Origin of the sequence: Sphingopyxis sp., assembly GCF_035686825.1 — a bacterium.
Classification (GTDB): domain Bacteria; phylum Pseudomonadota; class Alphaproteobacteria; order Sphingomonadales; family Sphingomonadaceae; genus Sphingopyxis.
Genome location: NZ_DASRYZ010000006.1, coordinates 322,606 through 337,247, shown reverse-complemented (window position 1 = coordinate 337,247; position 14,642 = coordinate 322,606). Strand labels below are relative to the sequence as shown.

Genomic DNA, 14,642 nt, shown 5'->3' with positions numbered 1-14,642 from the left:
ACAGCCTAATGCGACGCTTTCGGCATCTCCGCAATCCATTGCCGGAGCAGCGCCGCACCTTCCTTGTGTACCGTCGAGCGCCCGACCTCGGGCATCGCGATGCCGGGCTCGGTGCTTTCGAGGCGATAGATCAGGAAGCTGTGCGCCGGATCGCCGGGCGCGATCGCGAACTCCATGCCGCCGCTGCCGCGCCCCGCCGCGGTCGGGCGCTTGCCGATGCCATAGTTGACGCCCGCCGGATCGTCGGTCCAGCGCAGGAACAGGCCGCTGTTCGACGCGCTGCCCGCCGGGTTGTGGCAATGCGCGCAATTGACGTCGAGATAGGCGCGGGCGCGGGTTTCGACGCTCCCCGCCTTGGGATCGTCCCATTGCGGCATGACCGGCTTCAGTGCTTCCGGATTCGCAAAATAGAGCGCGCGCAGCTTGTCCGAAGCCGCGAGATCGAGAATGAAATTCCGCGCCTTCGGCCCGATCGGCACGATTTGTCCGTTCAGGCTGTGGCATTCCTTGCACTGGTTCTTGTTCGGCACCGCATAGCGGATGCTGTGCGTCGCACCATCGGGGCTCTGGAACGTCACCGGCACGCGGCGCCCGCCGAGCGCGAGCGTCGCATCTTTGCCGTCGGCGTCCCAGATATAGGGCAGCGCCACCCACCCCGACGCGCGGTGGATCAGCAGCCTCGTTTCGACCGGCCGCCCTTCGTTGACGTCCGGCCAGCCGAAGCTTTTGACGAGCACCGTGCCCATCGGAAATTCGATCGTGCCGTCGGCGGCGACCTTCGCCTTCTTCCCCACCGGAATCGAGACGAAGCGATGCTTGTCGGTATAATCGCTGAACAGCGGCGCGCGCAGCGTATAGCCGATGCCCGCTGCGGGCACCTTCGGGTCGTTGCCGCGAAACAGCCCGAACGCCGACAGCTTCGGCGGCATCGCGTCGCTCTCGACGAGCGCCTGATCGACGCCGGGCAGTGAACCCGCCGCTCCCCCGCTCGCACATAACAGCGCCGCGGCCAGCGCGGCGAAAACGCGTTTCACTTGACCTTCGCCTCCATGCTTTCGGGCAGCTTGATCGCCGGCAAGGCGGCGGGCGGCGTGCCCTTCGACAGGTCGGCTGGCGCGGGCTTCGCTTCGCCCTGCGGCGTTTTCACGTCGGGCAGGTTCAGCGACAGCACCCCGACCTTGTCGAGCACGATCGCATCGCCCGCGCCGTCCCACAATATCGGCGGAATGCTGCCGCCCATCGCCGCCGCGATCTGGTCGCCACCGGGGAATTTTGGCGCATAGCCCGCCTTGCCATGCTGGTTGCCGCGCACGACGATCGCGCGGGGCAGCGGCTGATATTTCGGATCCTTATGCTCGTAGCGATAGCCGACGATCATCACATTGGCGGTGCCGTTGTTGTCGAAGACATTGTCGAAAATCTCGACATTGCGGTTCGCCATCACGAGCACCCCGGTGCCCGTCGGCACGCTCGCGACGATATTGCCCTTTGGCGCGAAATTGGGCGTGCTGTTGTCGTTCACGACATTCTCGAACACGCGGACATTGTGCCCGCCCTGCATCGGCAGGCTCGGCAGGTCGAACACCAGGATGCCGCCGGTGTTCTTCGTCGCGACATTGTCGTGGACGTCGGCGTCATAGCTATTCTCGATCTCGATCCCAGCGACATTTTCGGTCGCGACCGAATCGCGGACGACGATATTCTTCGACTGGCCGACATAGATGCCCGCGTCGGACGCGCCGCGCACATAGACGCTGTCGATCAGCACGTCGGTGCTTTCGACGGGATAGATGCCATAGGCGCCATTGGTCGCCTTCGGCCCCGCGGTCCATTCGACACGCAGCTTGTGATAGACGATGCGGTCGGCGCCCTTCGACTTGATGCCGTCGCCCTTCGTGTTGAGCACCGCGAATTCGGTGAGCAGCACGTCGTCGGAAGTGACGAGCAGCCCCTCGCCCGCACCCTGCTGCCCCGCAAAGTCGAGAATCGATCCGCCCTCGCCCGCCCCGGCGCCGCGTAGCGTGACGTTCGCGACGTCGAGCGAGAGCCCGTCGGTCAGCGTCCAGGTGCCGGCGCCCAATTGCACAGTGTCGCCGGGCTGCGCGAGGATCAGCGCTTCTTGCAGCTTTTCGTTCGCGTCGGGCGTTGTCGCACTGACGCTGATGACTTTCGCCGCCGCCGGCTGGGCGGCAAGCGCCGCCACGATGCAAAGCGTCGCCGCGTGGTGGCTGAGGCCATGGAATCGCATATGTCTCTCCCCTGATTTTCACAGGAGCATGCTGCAAGACTTGACGGATGCCAAGCGTGTTGCTGACATATGTGTAGCTAACCGGGGAGAGGTCGCTTGATTCACAGAATTGGACTGGCGCTTGTCGCCTTGATTGCCGCGCCGTCGATCGCGGCGGCGCCCGCATCGCTGGCGGGGCGCTGGAAAACCGACGACGGCAAGGGCATCGTCGCGATGACGAAGTGCGGCGCCAAAATGTGCGGCCGCATCGCCGAGCTTCTGATCAAGGAACCCGCCGGCGGCCAGCGCGACGAGCGCAACCCCGACAAGGCGAAGCGCGGCCGCATGGTCGAGGGTCTGCAAATCTATTGGGACCTCGTCCCGCACGGCGACGGCTGGAAGGGCGAAGGTTATAGCCCCGAGGACGGCCGTTATTACAACGCCCACCTGCGCGTGAAGGGCAACAAGCTGACGATGAAGGGATGCGTGTCGGTGTTCTGCCGCACGGTGACGTGGACGCGGGTGGGGTAAGAGTCCCCCTCCCGCAAGCGGGAGGGCAGCCCTTGCTCACCCCTCGCCCAAAATCCAGTCGACGCCCGCCGCGACATGGATGCGCGTCGTGTCGTAGATCGGCAGGACGTTAGCGTCGGTGTCGACGAGCATCACCAGTTCGGTGCACGCGAGCACCACCGCCTGGATATCCTGCTTCGCGATGTCGGTGAGGAAGGTCTTCATCGTCCGCCGCGAGCTTTCGTTCGCCTTGCCGAGCATCAGCTCTTCGTAAATGATCCGGTCGATCTCGTCGGCGCGGCTCGCGTCATAGGGCGCGAGCGTCAGCCCGTGACGGACGAGCCGCTGGCGGAACCAGGGCTCGGTCATCACATTGCGCGTGCCGATCACCGCGGCCGCCTTGACGCCGTCGGCCTTCATCTTCTCGCCCGTCTCGTCCACGATGTGGAGCAAGGGAATCGAAATCGCCGCCGCGACATCCTCGGCGACCTTGTGCATCGAATTGGCCGCGATCATCAGCGCGGTCGCGCCCGCCGCCTCGAGCCGCTTCGCCGAGGCGATCAACACCTCCTTCGCATGCGCCCATTGCTCGGCCGTCGTGATCCGCGACAGCTCGCAATAGTTCAGGCTCTCCAACAGGATCGGCGCCGAACAGGCGGTGCCGAGGCGCTTTTGCACACCCTTGTTGAGATGGCGGTAATATAGCTCGGTCGACGCCCAGCTCATCCCCCCGATCAGGCCGATTTTGCGCATAAGGTTCCCTGTCTCAAAAACACGTCGCCCCCGCGAAGGCGGGGGCCGCTGTCGAGGTAGCGCGAGGCTGCCAGCGGCCCCTGCCTTCGCAGGGGCGACGATTCTTGTCTAGTGCCCGCTGCCGCTCAGCGCCTTGACGATGTCGTCGGCCATCTTCTTCGCATCGCCGAGCAGCATCATCGTCTGGTCCATGTAGAAGACGTCGTTGTCGACGCCGGCATAGCCCACCCCGCCCATCGAACGCTTCACGAACAGCACGGTCTTCGCCTTTTCGACGTCGAGCACGGGCATGCCGTAAATCGGCGAACTCTTGTCGGTCTTCGCCGCCGGGTTGGTCACGTCGTTCGCGCCGATGACAAAGGCGACGTCGCACTGCGCGAATTCGCCGTTGATGTCCTCGAGCTCGAACACCTCGTCATAGGGGACATTCGCCTCGGCGAGCAGCACGTTCATATGGCCGGGCATACGCCCCGCGACCGGATGGATCGCATATTTGACGTTGACGCCTTCCTTCTTGAGCTGGTCGGCCATTTCGCGCAGCGCATGCTGCGCCTGCGCGACCGCCATGCCGTAACCGGGGACGATGATGACATTTTCTGCCTGGCTCATCAGGAAGGCGGCATCCTCGGCGCTGCCGGGCTTCCACGGACGCTGTTCCTTCGAACCGCCCGAGCCCGCCGCCGCATCGTCGCCACCGAAGCCGCCCGCGATCACGCTGATGAAGCTGCGATTCATCGCGCGGCACATGATGTAGGACAGGATCGCACCCGACGAGCCGACGAGCGCGCCGGTGATGATCATCGCGGTGTTGCCGAGCGTGAAGCCCATCGCCGCCGCGGCCCAGCCCGAATAGCTGTTGAGCATCGAGACGACGACCGGCATGTCGGCGCCGCCGATCGGGATGATCAGCAGGAAGCCGATCAGGAAGCTGAGGCCGGTGACGGTCCAAAAGACCCACGGCGACTGGTCGAAGGTGAAATAGGCGACCAGCCCGATGATCGCGGCGAGCGTGCCGAGATTGATGATGTGCCGCCCCGGCAGCATGATCGGCGCGCCCGACATGTTTCCGTTGAGCTTCAGGAAGGCGATGACCGATCCCGAAAAGGTGATCGCGCCGATCGCGATGCCGAGGCCCATTTCGATGCGGCTGACGGTGTGGATCTGCCCCGCCGCATCGGCGATGCCGAACGCGAGCGGGTTGAGATAGGCGGCCGCCGCGACCGCCACGGCGGCCAGGCCGACAAGGCTGTGGAACGCCGCGACGAGCTGCGGCATCGCGGTCATCGCGATCCGCCGTGCCATCACGATGCCGATGACGGCGCCGATGCCGATGGCGGCGAGGATTTCGACCAGAGCAATGCTGTCGAGCATCCCGCCGTCGAGGCGCGGCACATGAGTGAGCAGGGTCGTAACGACCGCGATGGTCATCCCGATCATGCCGAAACGGTTGCCGCGCTGTGACGAGGCCGGGCTCGACAGACCGCGCAGTGCCAGGATGAAGAAGACGCCCGAAACGAGATAGGCAACCGCCGCCCAGGGATTTACCGCGCCATGCCCGCCGGCTGCGGCGGAAAGGATCGACTGAAATTCCATCTCAGCGCTCCTTCTTCTTGTACATCGCCAGCATGCGCGCGGTAACCGCGAAACCCCCGAAAATGTTGATGCTCGCCATCACGACCGCGGCGAGGCCGAGCCATTTCGACGAAGCTGATCCCGCAGCGGCGCTGGCGATCAGCGCGCCGACGATGATGACCGACGAAATGGCGTTGGTGACGCTCATCAACGGCGTGTGCAGCGCCGGGGTTACCGACCAGACGACGAAATAGCCGACAAAGCACGCCAGTACGAAAATCGAAAAAATCGCGATAAAATCCACGGGCTCGCTCCCCTGCTGATTCCGTTTCGCGCACCTCTTGCCGCGCGCCGTGCAGCCTGTCGACTCCAAAGCGGGGAAAAAGAAGCACCCGCTTTTCCCAAGGCAGGAAATGCGGGCGCCTTTCGACATAAAATATCGTGGTCGACGTTCCGGACTAGGGCAATCGAACGTCCGGGTCGGGGTGGGGAGCAGGCGTCCCCTATAACCGTCGCCCCCGAGAAGGCGGGGGCCGCTGTCGGTTTACGCTACACCGCTGAGCAAGCCCGCTAGCGGCCCCCGCCTTCGCGGGGGCGACGGCCAGGTTCGGCCGAAACGCACCTAATCCGCCGGTCTACGCCGCAGCGCCAGCGAGCCCTTTACATCGCCGGCACCAACACCGCATCGACGATATGGACGACGCCGTTCGACTGCGCGAGATCGGCGCTGGTCACCGCCGCCTTGTTGCCGCTGCTGCTCGTCAGCAAGATCGCGTTGCCGCTTTTCGTCGCGGTCAATTCCTGCCCGCCAGCGGTGGTGAGCACCGCCTTGCCGCCGCCCTCGGCGATCTTCGCGGCCAGATCGGCGGCGGTCAGCTTGCCCGGGACGATATGATAGTTGAGCACGCCCGCGAGCACCGCCTTCTGCGCCGGGCGCATCCAGCCGTCGCGCGTCACCGGCGGCACCTGCGTAAATCCGGCATCGGTCGGCGCAAAGAGCGTGAACGGGCCCGCGCCCGACAGCGTCGTGGCGAGGCCCGCCGTCTGAAGCGCGCCGGCGAGCGTCCTGTGCAGCGGCGACGCGGCGACGTTCGCGGCGATCGTCGTCCCGGCGTTCATCGCACTTTCCGACGAGATCGCGTCGGCGACCGAGGCGGCTCCGGTGTCCGATGCCGGCGGGTCGGACTTGCCGCATCCCGCGAGCAGCATCGCGGCCGTAACCGAAACCATCAGAAAACCGCTCTTCATCGTCCATCCTCGCAAACCGTCGCGGCCGAATCGGTCGCGCGTCGGCATCAACACGGCGTTGATGACAGGAATATTACCGCACCGCGTGATCGCGGGGTGCCGACAGCCCAACCAAAGGCGCAACCATGGCCGCGAGAGGCGCGTTCAAAGCGCAGCAACAGAAAGGAACCGATATGCGCATGCCCCTCATTCTCGCCGGTGCGACCCTGCTCCTAGCGGCCTGTTCCGATAAAAATGAGGCCGCCGAAGAAAAGCTCGAGCGCGCGGCCGAAACGAGCGCCACGGTGGCGGGGCCCGTCCCGGCGGCGCTCGGGCTGAGCGAGGCGCAGCTTCTCGACGCCGAAATCGTCGGCGCCGATGGTCAGGAGCTTGGCGATGTCGCGCAGGTCCTGCGCGATGCGGACAACAAGGTCGACCGGCTGCTGGTCGAGATCGAGGACAGCAACCCCGACCGTTATGTCCATGTTCCGATCACCGGGTTGAAAACGATCGTGCGCGGCGACGACACCGATTTGCAGACCACAATGACCAAGGCCGATCTCGCCGGCCTGCCCGAGGTCAAGCTACCCGCCCCCTGATCGAAGCCGGCCGCGTCGCGCCTCCGTTGCGCGACCGGTCGATCCGCGCTTGGCCGTGACCACCGCCCGGCGCGGCGAACTCGACCTCGGAGCTGTGCCAAATGGGCCGACAACGGCGGCCATAGGGTCCCGTCTGCGCGCCCGAACCAAACTCCCCCATCACCGCGATCGCGATTCGCTCCGCTCAGCGGCCGACGATCAACTGCGCCATCAGCCGGTGGATATGCTGCGGGTCGCTCTTGCGCGAAATCTTTACCTCGAGCGGCGTCGCGGCGCCCGAAACCCACATCTTCATATCGGCGTCGAGATCGAAGGTTCCCGCGGTCTCGAACGAAAAGCGCGTAACCGAACGCCACGGAATGCTTAGAAATTCCTTCTTCGACCCCGTCAGCCCCTGCACGTCGACGAAGATGAAGCGCAGGTTCGTGAGCAGCGCGGTGTCGCGAACCGTGCGGAAGGCGGCGAGCACGCGCTCGCCGTCGATCAGCCAAGCCTGAAACTCGGCCTGCGCCCCGGCGACGTCGATATCCCCGGCGCTGAACAGGCCCATATTTCGCTTACCCCAGCAGCCGCTCGTTGACGACCTTCCCGCCCTGCGTCAGGCGCACGGCATTGCCGATTTCCTCGTCGAGCACGGGCTTTCCGGCTTCCTTGTCCCAGAAGGCCGAGAGAAAGTTGAACAGGTTGCGGCTGAACAGCGCGCTGGTGTCGGCGGGCATCAGCGCCGCGATATTCTTCGCGCCGATCACGGTGACACCGTGGATACGCCTCGCCTCGCCCGAGACCGATCCTTCGACATTGCCGCCGCTTTCGGCCGCCATGTCGACGATCACGCTGCCGCTGCGCATTGTTGCAAGCTGCGCGTCGCTGATGAGCCGCGGCGCAGGGCGCCCCGGAATCAGTGCGGTGGTGATCACGATATCCTGCTTTGCGATGTGCGACGACACCAGTTCGGCCTGCGCCGCCTTATATTCGTCGGACATTTCGGTGGCATAGCCGCCCGCGCCCTCGCCCTCGATCCCCGCGACGCTCTCGACGAAGATCGGCTTGGCGCCGAGGCTGAGAATCTGTTCCTTGGTCGCCGCGCGCACGTCGGTCGCGCTGACCTGTGCACCGAGGCGGCGCGCGGTCGCGATCGCCTGAAGCCCCGCGACGCCGACGCCCATCACGAACGCCTTGGCGGCGCTGACGGTGCCCGCCGCGGTCATCATCATCGGAAAGGCACGGCCATAGGCGTTCGCCGCCATCAGCACCGCCTTGTAACCCGCGAGGTTCGCCTGGCTCGACAATATGTCCATCGACTGCGCGCGCGTGATGCGCGGCATGAATTCCATCGCCAGCGCCTCGATGCCGAGCTTGGCATAGCCATCGACGCGCTCGCGCCCATTCTCTCCGGCGCCGAACGGGTTGAGCCCCGCAGCGAGCCACGCGCCATCGGCAAAGCCCGACAGGCTTGCAGGATCGGGGCCCTGCACGCCGAGGATGATGTTCGCGCCCTTCAGCACATCGGCGCGGCTGCCGACGCTCGCGCCCGCGGCGCTATAATCGGCATCGGCGATCGAGGCCTGCTCGCCTGCCCCCGACTCGATGGCAAGCTCGGCGCCCAGACCAATGAATTTCTTCACGGTTTCGGGGGTCGCGGCGACGCGGGTCTCGCCGGCGGCGAGTTCCTTCAAGACAGCGATGCGCATGCGCGAAGCCGGGTCAGGAAGCGATGAGGAGGACGACGACGAGCACGGCCACCGCCGTGATGATCGACCCGACTTTCAGCAGGCTGAGGAAACCCGAATAGGTTTCGTTCGCTGCCTTCATTTCCTGCTGTGCCATCGCTTTTCCCCTATTACGCCTGTTTGCTGTGCGCGAACGCACAGCGCAGCGCCCAGAATCGGTTATCGCGCCGGTCTTAGCCACGCGCTCCGCGATGCTCAAGTGCGGGTTTGGCACCATTATAAGCGTGTGGCAAAAGAGCATTGGCCTTAATCGCCCTTTTACCCCTATCGGATAGATATGCGTCCCACAGCAGAACATACCCGTAGCAATGTCGGTTCAGGGGGCAGATTCGAAACGATGACGAACACGCGCGACACGCGAATGGTGATGATCGTCGACAGCGAGCCTGCCCAGCAGCGTTTCCTGTCGGCGCTGGCGTCGCGTGGCGGCTGGCGCAGCGTCGTCGCGCCCGACACCGACACCGCACTCGCCAGGCTCGGCACGCAGGAAGGCATGGCGCTCGACGCGGTGCTCGTCGATCAGGGCGCGCCGGGCATGGACATCGCCGAATTCGTCGCCGAACTGCGCCGCTGGCGTCCCGCGCTGCCGCTTGTCGTCATCACGATGCGCAACGGGGTCGAGGTCGCGGTCGGCGCGATGCGCGCCGGGGCGAGCGACTTCGTCCAGAAACCGATCGCGCCCGACCGGCTGCTCGAGGCGCTCGACCGCGTCGTGTCGACCAGCGGCCCGCAGGGCGAGTTGCGCCCGCTCACCGAAAAACTGCGCGCTCCGCTCGCTTTCGAGGAAATCATCGGGTCGAGCCCCAATTTCCGCAGCGCGCTCGCGATCGCCGCCAAGGCGGCGCGCGCGCGCGTGCCGGTGATGATCAACGGCAAGCCCGGCACCGGTAAGGAAGTCTTCGCCCGCGCGATCCACAGCGCGAGCCCGCGCGCGCGCGGCCAGCTTGTCATGGTCGATTGCTCGGCGGTCTCGCCGGGACTGATCGGATCGGGCCTGTTCGGCCACGAGCGCGGCGCCTTTCCGGGCGCCTTCGACCGCCAGGTCGGCCGGCTCGTGCAGGCCGACGGAGGCAGCATCATCATCGACCATGTCGAATGCATCCCGCTCGAAACGCAGGCGAAGCTCGTCGAATTTCTGAATTCGGGCGAAGTGCAGATGATCGGCGGCTCGATCCGCCAGAGCGTCGATGTCCGCATCATCGCGACGAGCGCGAGCCCGCTCGACAAGCTGATCGAGGCGGGCCATTTCCGCGAGGATCTGTTCTACGCGCTGTCGAGCGCGCAGCTCACCCTGCCCTCGCTCTCCGAACGCCGCGGCGACGTCGGCCCGCTCGCACGCCACCTGCTCGCGCGCATCGGCGGGCTTCCGGGCATGGGTCCGATCGGCATCACCGACGACGCGTTGCGCTTGCTCGCGGCCTATGCCTGGCCGGGCAATGTCCGCCAATTGCAGGACGTGCTGTTCCGCGCCGCGGTCGAGAGCAAGACCGACGTGCTGACCAGCGCCGATTTCCGCGCGATCGAGGCGACGCTCGGCGGCGGCGTGAGCGGCGACGGCGACGTCGCGATCAACGGCGAGGCGATCGGCGTCACGCTCTACCTGCCCGACGGCAACCTCCGCCCGCTCGAAGAGATCGAGGCCGACGTCATCCGCCTCGCGATCGGCCATTACCGCGGCCGGATGAGCGAAGTCGCCCGCCGCCTCGGCATCGGCCGCTCGACCCTCTATCGCAAATTGAGCGATCTCGGGATCGACACCGCCGCCTGACCCCGCTCTCGCGCGGCTCGACCGATCGCGCTTGATATATAAGTTTAAGCTTATATGTTTGTCCCGACAGTAATCGGGAGAATCATCATGCCGTTCGATACCATCGCCCAGGCCGCCATGGTCATCCGCAAGGTCGAGGATGTCACACACGATGGCGCGCCGGCGCGCGCCGTGGTCGCTTCGCGCGACTATCCGACCCATATCGACGATCTCTGGAACGCGATCACCGACAAGGCGCGCATCCCGCGCTGGTTCGCGCCGGTCGAAGGCGACCTCACCCTCGGCGGAAAATATCAGATCAAGGGCAATGCCGGCGGCACCGTTACCGCGTGCGAGCCGCCGAAGAGCTTCGCCCTCACCTGGGAATTCGGCGGCGGGGTCAGTTGGGTCGAGGTCGAGCTGGCCGAAGCCGGCGACGACAGCACGCGCCTCACGCTCAAGCATATCGCTCCGCTCGACGACAAGTCGGAGGAATTCTGGGACAAATTCGGCCCCGGCGCGGTCGGCGTCGGCTGGGACCTGTCGCTGATGGGCCTCGGCTGGCACATCGAAACCGGTGAGAGCAACGAACGTTTCGCCGAGGAAACGTGGGCGCTCAGCGACGAAGGCAAGGCGTTCGCGACCTGGAGCAGCGAGGCTTGGACCGCCGCATCGATCGCCTATGGAACCGCTGAGGATGCAGCGACCAGCGCGGGCGCGAGCACGACCGCCTTCTACACCGGCGCCGCTGCGCCCGAATGAGCCACGCCTTAGACATCCTCGGCGATCCGGTCCGCCGCCGTATATTGGAGCTGCTCGCCGACGGGCAGCGCGCGTCGGGCGAGATCGTCGAGGTCATCGCCGCCGAATTCGCCATCTCGCAGCCAGCCGTGTCGCAGCATTTGCGCATCCTGCGCGACAGCGGCTTCGCGACATCGCGGGCCGACGGGCGGCGACGGCTCTATGCCGTCGCGCCCGATCGCTTCGACGAGATCGACGCGTGGGTCGGGCGCTTTCGCCGCACCTGGGAACCGCGCTTCGAGGCGCTCGCGACCGAGGTCGCGCGCGGAAAGAAGGCGCGGCGGGAGGAGGACGGCCAAGGCTAGCCGGTCGACTTGCGATGCGCGGACGATTAGGCTGATACGATGACCCGCTCTTTCACCGGATGTTCGGCGCTCGTCACGGGCCATGCCTCGGGCATCGGCGCCGCGACCGCCGCGCTGCTCGCCGAAAGCGGCGCGCGCGTCGTCGGCGTCGATGTGTCGCGGGGGCAGGATGTCACCAGCCCCGCCATGTGGGATGCGCTCGCCGGCGAGCTCGCCGATCTCGACCTTGCCGTGGTCAACGCCGGCATTTCGAGCGCCGGCGCGATCGCCGACATGGATTTCGCGACCTGGCGCCGCACCCTGGCGGTCAATCTCGACGGCGCGATGTTGACGCTGCGGGCGGCGATGCGCGCGATGATCGCGCATGGGCGCGGCGGCGCGATCGTCGTCACCGCATCGATCTCGGGCATCAAGGCCGAGCCCGGCGTCGGCGCCTATGGCGCGTCGAAGGCCGGCGTGATCCAGCTCGCGCGCGTCGCGGCGAAAGAGGGCGCGCCGCACGGCATCCGCGTCAACGCGATCGCGCCGGGCGGGGTCGACACGCCGATCTGGGACCAGCTCGACTTCTTCCCCGCGATGGTCGCCGAACAGGGCAGCCGCGAAGCCGCGATCGATGCGATGGCAAAGGCGGCGACGCCGCTCCGCCGCTGGGCCAGCGCCGACGAGGTCGCGCGCCAGATCGCTTTCCTGCTGTCCGATGACGCGGCGAATATCACCGGCGCGGTGCTGACCGCCGACGGCGGCTATTCGCTCTAACCGCTCAGCGCCGCGTCGCGCAGTCCGCGCCACACGCGGAGCGCCTGCCGGTTCTCGGCGATGTCATGGACGCGGAGCAGCTGCGCGCCCTGCGTCGCCGCCTGATAGTGCAACGCGACGGTGCCGCCGAGCCGCTGGTCGGCGGGCGCCTCATTGTCGAGCGCACCAATCATCCGCTTGCGGCTCGCACCGAACAGGATCGGGCAGCCGAGCGTGTGGAACAGCGCAAGGCCGTTCACCAGCGCGAGATTGTCGCCGACCCCCTTGCCGAAGCCGAGCCCCGGATCGACGATGATCTTTGCCCGGTCGATCCCCGCGGCGACGCACGCCGCGACCCGCTCGGCGAGCATGTCGTAGACGTCGAACAGGACATTCGCATAAGTCCCGCCCTCGTGCGGGTCGCTCTTCGCCGACGGCGCGTGCATCAGCACGACGGGACAGCCGGCCCTGACCACCACCTCCATCGCACGGTCGTCGTAGCGCAGCGCCGAAATATCGTTGACGATGTGCGCGCCCGCCGCGAGCGCCGCTTCCATCACCGCGGCCTTGCGCGTGTCGACCGACACCGCGACGCCGCCCTTGGCGAGCGCCGACACGACGCCCTCGATGCGCTTGATCTCGTCGCCTTCCCAGATCAGCGGCGCGCCCGGCCGCGTCGATTCGCCGCCGACGTCGATGATCGCCGCGCCCGCGGCGCCCATCGCAAAGCCTGCGTCCGCCGCGGCCGCAGTATCGACATGCTTGCCGCCGTCGGAGAAGCTGTCGGGCGTGACGTTCAAAATCCCCATCAGCTGCGGTTCGCCCAGCCGGATCGTCCGTTCGCCGAGTTGAAGGTTGCCGCGCGGGCGCGCCACACCGGCGCGCTGCACCGTCGCCGCCTCGGCGAGCCGGTCGGGCATCGCCGCGATCCATCCGTCGAGTTCGGCCACCGGCACCACTGCCGATTTGACTGCATCATCGTCGCGCAGGCTGATATGCCAAGCCGCGAACCAGACCATCGTGTCGGCAATCCGCAAGCAATCCTCGTCCAGCTCGTGCGGCCGGTCGACGAAGCAGGTCGGACGGAGGTAGACGCGCGCGTCCTCCCACGTCTTGCCGAGGTCGGGCTTGGTCAGCGGTGCGAACATCGGCTTCCCCCTAACCGTTCGTGCTGAGCTTGTCGAAGCACCGTTCTTCCTTTGCAGTGCCGAAGAAAAGGACTGCCCTTCGACAAACTCAGGGCAAACGGATTTCAGTAATCGCCTACGCCTCGTTCGCCAGCAGCCAGTCCTGCCGCACCGCGTCGATCACGCGCAATTCCTTGCCCGTATCGACATGCCAGAAAGTCCAGCCGTTGCAGCTCGGCGCGCCCTGCACGCCCGCGCCGACCTTGTGGATCGATCCCGGCGCCTGACCTTCGCAATCGAGGCTGCCGTCGACGCGCACTTTCGCCTTCCAGCGGCGCTTGGTGTCGGTCAGCAGCGTTCCCGGCGCGATCATCCCGCATTCGACGAGCGTGCCGAACGCGACGCGCGTCGCAGCTTTAGAAGCCATCATCGTCTTCACCGCGCTCTCGTCGAGCGGCAGCGCCAGCTCGATGCGCTCGTTCGCCGCGGCGATATAATCATCCTCGCGCTCGATGCCGATGAAGTGGCGGCCGAGGCGCTTCGCGACGGCGCCCGTCGTGCCGGTGCCGAAAAAGGGATCGAGGATCACGTCGCCGGGGTTCGAGCAGGCGAGCAGGATGCGATAAAGCAGCGCTTCGGGCTTCTGCGTCGGATGCACCTTGGTGCCGCCCTTTTTGAGCCGCTCCTGACCGCCGCAGATCGGGATCAGCCAGTCGCTGCGCATCTGAAGTTCGTCGTTCAGCGTCTTCATCGCGCGATAGTTGAAGGTATAGCGCGATTTCTCGCCCATCGACGCCCAGATCAAAGTTTCGTGCGCGTTGGTGAAGCGCGTGCCCTTGAAATTGGGCATCGGGTTCGCCTTGCGCCACACGATATCGTTGAGGATCCAGTATCCATTGTCCTGGAGCGCGGTGCCGACGCGGAAGATATTGTGATAGCTGCCGATCACCCAGATGCTGCCGTTCGGCTTCAGGATGCGCTTCGCTTCCTTGAGCCAGGCATGGGTGAAGCGATCATAGGTCGCGAGGCTGTCGAATTTGTCCCAGTCGTCGTCGACCGCGTCGACCTGGCTGCCGTCGGGGCGCAGCAGGTCGCCGCCGAGCTGGAGATTGTACGGCGGGTCGGCGAAGATCATGTCGACCGACGCCGCGGGCAGGCTGCGCATCATCTCGACGCAATCGCCCTGCAAAATACTGTCGAGCGGCAGGTCCGCGGGGTCGACCTTGGGCGTCCGTTGCTTCGTCGCCGGCGCCTTGACCCGTTCCATCACACCCATGTTTCGCCCCTGTCTTCGACTGAAAGAAGGCCC

At 66.1% G+C, this 14,642-nt stretch carries 17 protein-coding genes; 6 read left to right on the top strand and 11 right to left on the bottom strand.

What is annotated here, in order from left to right; genetic code table 11:
* Nucleotides 1-5: 5 nt before the first annotated feature.
* A complete protein-coding gene (locus VFG17_RS15040) occupies nt 6-1,034 on the bottom strand; it encodes an SO2930 family diheme c-type cytochrome (RefSeq protein WP_325030187.1) in 1,029 nt (342 codons plus the stop codon).
* Complete coding sequence (locus VFG17_RS15035) at nt 1,031-2,248, bottom strand: parallel beta-helix domain-containing protein (protein ID WP_325030186.1); 1,218 nt, start codon at nt 2,246-2,248, stop codon at nt 1,031-1,033. The genes VFG17_RS15040 and VFG17_RS15035 overlap by 4 nt, the downstream gene beginning before the upstream one ends.
* A gap of 96 nt (nt 2,249-2,344) precedes the next feature.
* Between VFG17_RS15035 and VFG17_RS15030 the strand changes: the two genes are divergently transcribed.
* Entirely contained in the window at nt 2,345-2,758 is a 414-nt protein-coding gene (locus VFG17_RS15030; protein WP_325030185.1) for a DUF2147 domain-containing protein, read from the top strand.
* A 36-nt stretch (nt 2,759-2,794) separates the two neighbouring features.
* Here VFG17_RS15030 and VFG17_RS15025 read toward each other — a convergent pair whose 3' ends face one another.
* The 4 genes from VFG17_RS15025 to VFG17_RS15010 all read right to left on the bottom strand — a co-directional run bounded on the left by VFG17_RS15025 (nt 2,795) and on the right by VFG17_RS15010 (nt 6,310).
* Nucleotides 2,795-3,490 carry an aspartate/glutamate racemase family protein gene (locus tag VFG17_RS15025; RefSeq protein WP_325030184.1) on the bottom strand — a complete coding sequence of 232 codons (696 nt, stop codon included), beginning with the start codon at nt 3,488-3,490 and terminating at the stop codon, nt 2,795-2,797.
* 108 nt (nt 3,491-3,598) lie between these two features.
* Nucleotides 3,599-5,083: an NAD(P)(+) transhydrogenase (Re/Si-specific) subunit beta gene (locus VFG17_RS15020; RefSeq protein ID WP_325030183.1), complete on the bottom strand. Its 1,485-nt coding sequence runs from the start codon at nt 5,081-5,083 to the stop codon at nt 3,599-3,601.
* A 1-nt stretch (nt 5,084) separates the two neighbouring features.
* Nucleotides 5,085-5,366: a proton-translocating transhydrogenase family protein gene (locus VFG17_RS15015; protein WP_039573456.1), complete on the bottom strand. Its 282-nt coding sequence runs from the start codon at nt 5,364-5,366 to the stop codon at nt 5,085-5,087.
* 356 nt (nt 5,367-5,722) lie between these two features.
* Nucleotides 5,723-6,310, bottom strand: a complete 588-nt coding sequence (locus tag VFG17_RS15010; protein WP_325030182.1) for a fasciclin domain-containing protein — start codon at nt 6,308-6,310, stop codon at nt 5,723-5,725.
* Between the two features lie 173 nt (nt 6,311-6,483).
* On the opposite strand from VFG17_RS15010, the gene VFG17_RS15005 reads away from it, so the two are divergent.
* Nucleotides 6,484-6,888: a PRC-barrel domain containing protein gene (locus VFG17_RS15005; protein WP_325030181.1), complete on the top strand. Its 405-nt coding sequence runs from the start codon at nt 6,484-6,486 to the stop codon at nt 6,886-6,888.
* A 184-nt stretch (nt 6,889-7,072) separates the two neighbouring features.
* Here the strand turns inward: VFG17_RS15005 and VFG17_RS15000 are convergent, their stop codons facing one another.
* Genes VFG17_RS15000 through VFG17_RS14990 form a run of 3 tightly spaced genes read right to left on the bottom strand, consistent with a single transcriptional unit; the run spans nt 7,073 to nt 8,715 of the window.
* Nucleotides 7,073-7,438 carry a PH domain-containing protein gene (locus tag VFG17_RS15000; protein ID WP_325030180.1) on the bottom strand — a complete coding sequence of 122 codons (366 nt, stop codon included), beginning with the start codon at nt 7,436-7,438 and terminating at the stop codon, nt 7,073-7,075.
* A 7-nt stretch (nt 7,439-7,445) separates the two neighbouring features.
* Nucleotides 7,446-8,579, bottom strand: coding sequence for an NAD(P) transhydrogenase subunit alpha (locus VFG17_RS14995; protein ID WP_325030179.1), 1,134 nt, complete (start codon nt 8,577-8,579; stop codon nt 7,446-7,448).
* Between the two features lie 13 nt (nt 8,580-8,592).
* On the bottom strand, nt 8,593-8,715 hold the full coding sequence (locus VFG17_RS14990) for an aa3-type cytochrome c oxidase subunit IV (protein WP_295318997.1): 123 nt from the start codon (nt 8,713-8,715) through the stop codon (nt 8,593-8,595).
* A gap of 240 nt (nt 8,716-8,955) precedes the next feature.
* On the opposite strand from VFG17_RS14990, the gene VFG17_RS14985 reads away from it, so the two are divergent.
* The 4 genes from VFG17_RS14985 (at nt 8,956) to VFG17_RS14970 (ending at nt 12,227) form a co-directional block, all read left to right on the top strand.
* The gene (locus VFG17_RS14985) at nt 8,956-10,386 is read left to right on the top strand and encodes a sigma-54 dependent transcriptional regulator (RefSeq protein ID WP_325030178.1); all 1,431 of its coding nucleotides are present in this window, start codon (nt 8,956-8,958) and stop codon (nt 10,384-10,386) included.
* 87 nt (nt 10,387-10,473) lie between these two features.
* Entirely contained in the window at nt 10,474-11,127 is a 654-nt protein-coding gene (locus VFG17_RS14980) for an SRPBCC family protein (protein WP_325030177.1), read from the top strand.
* A complete protein-coding gene (locus VFG17_RS14975) occupies nt 11,124-11,471 on the top strand; it encodes a metalloregulator ArsR/SmtB family transcription factor (RefSeq protein WP_325030176.1) in 348 nt (115 codons plus the stop codon). The genes VFG17_RS14980 and VFG17_RS14975 overlap by 4 nt, the downstream gene beginning before the upstream one ends.
* A 39-nt stretch (nt 11,472-11,510) precedes the next feature.
* The gene (locus tag VFG17_RS14970; RefSeq protein WP_325030175.1) at nt 11,511-12,227 is read left to right on the top strand and encodes an SDR family NAD(P)-dependent oxidoreductase; all 717 of its coding nucleotides are present in this window, start codon (nt 11,511-11,513) and stop codon (nt 12,225-12,227) included.
* Here VFG17_RS14970 and folP read toward each other — a convergent pair.
* Nucleotides 12,224-13,354, bottom strand: coding sequence for a dihydropteroate synthase (gene folP / locus VFG17_RS14965; RefSeq protein WP_325030174.1), 1,131 nt, complete (start codon nt 13,352-13,354; stop codon nt 12,224-12,226). The two genes, VFG17_RS14970 and folP, sit on opposite strands and share 4 nt — an antisense overlap.
* 115 nt (nt 13,355-13,469) lie before the next feature.
* Nucleotides 13,470-14,609 (bottom strand): site-specific DNA-methyltransferase, encoded by a 1,140-nt coding sequence (locus VFG17_RS14960; protein WP_325030173.1) that lies wholly within the window; start codon nt 14,607-14,609, stop codon nt 13,470-13,472.
* Nucleotides 14,610-14,642 lie beyond the last annotated feature (33 nt).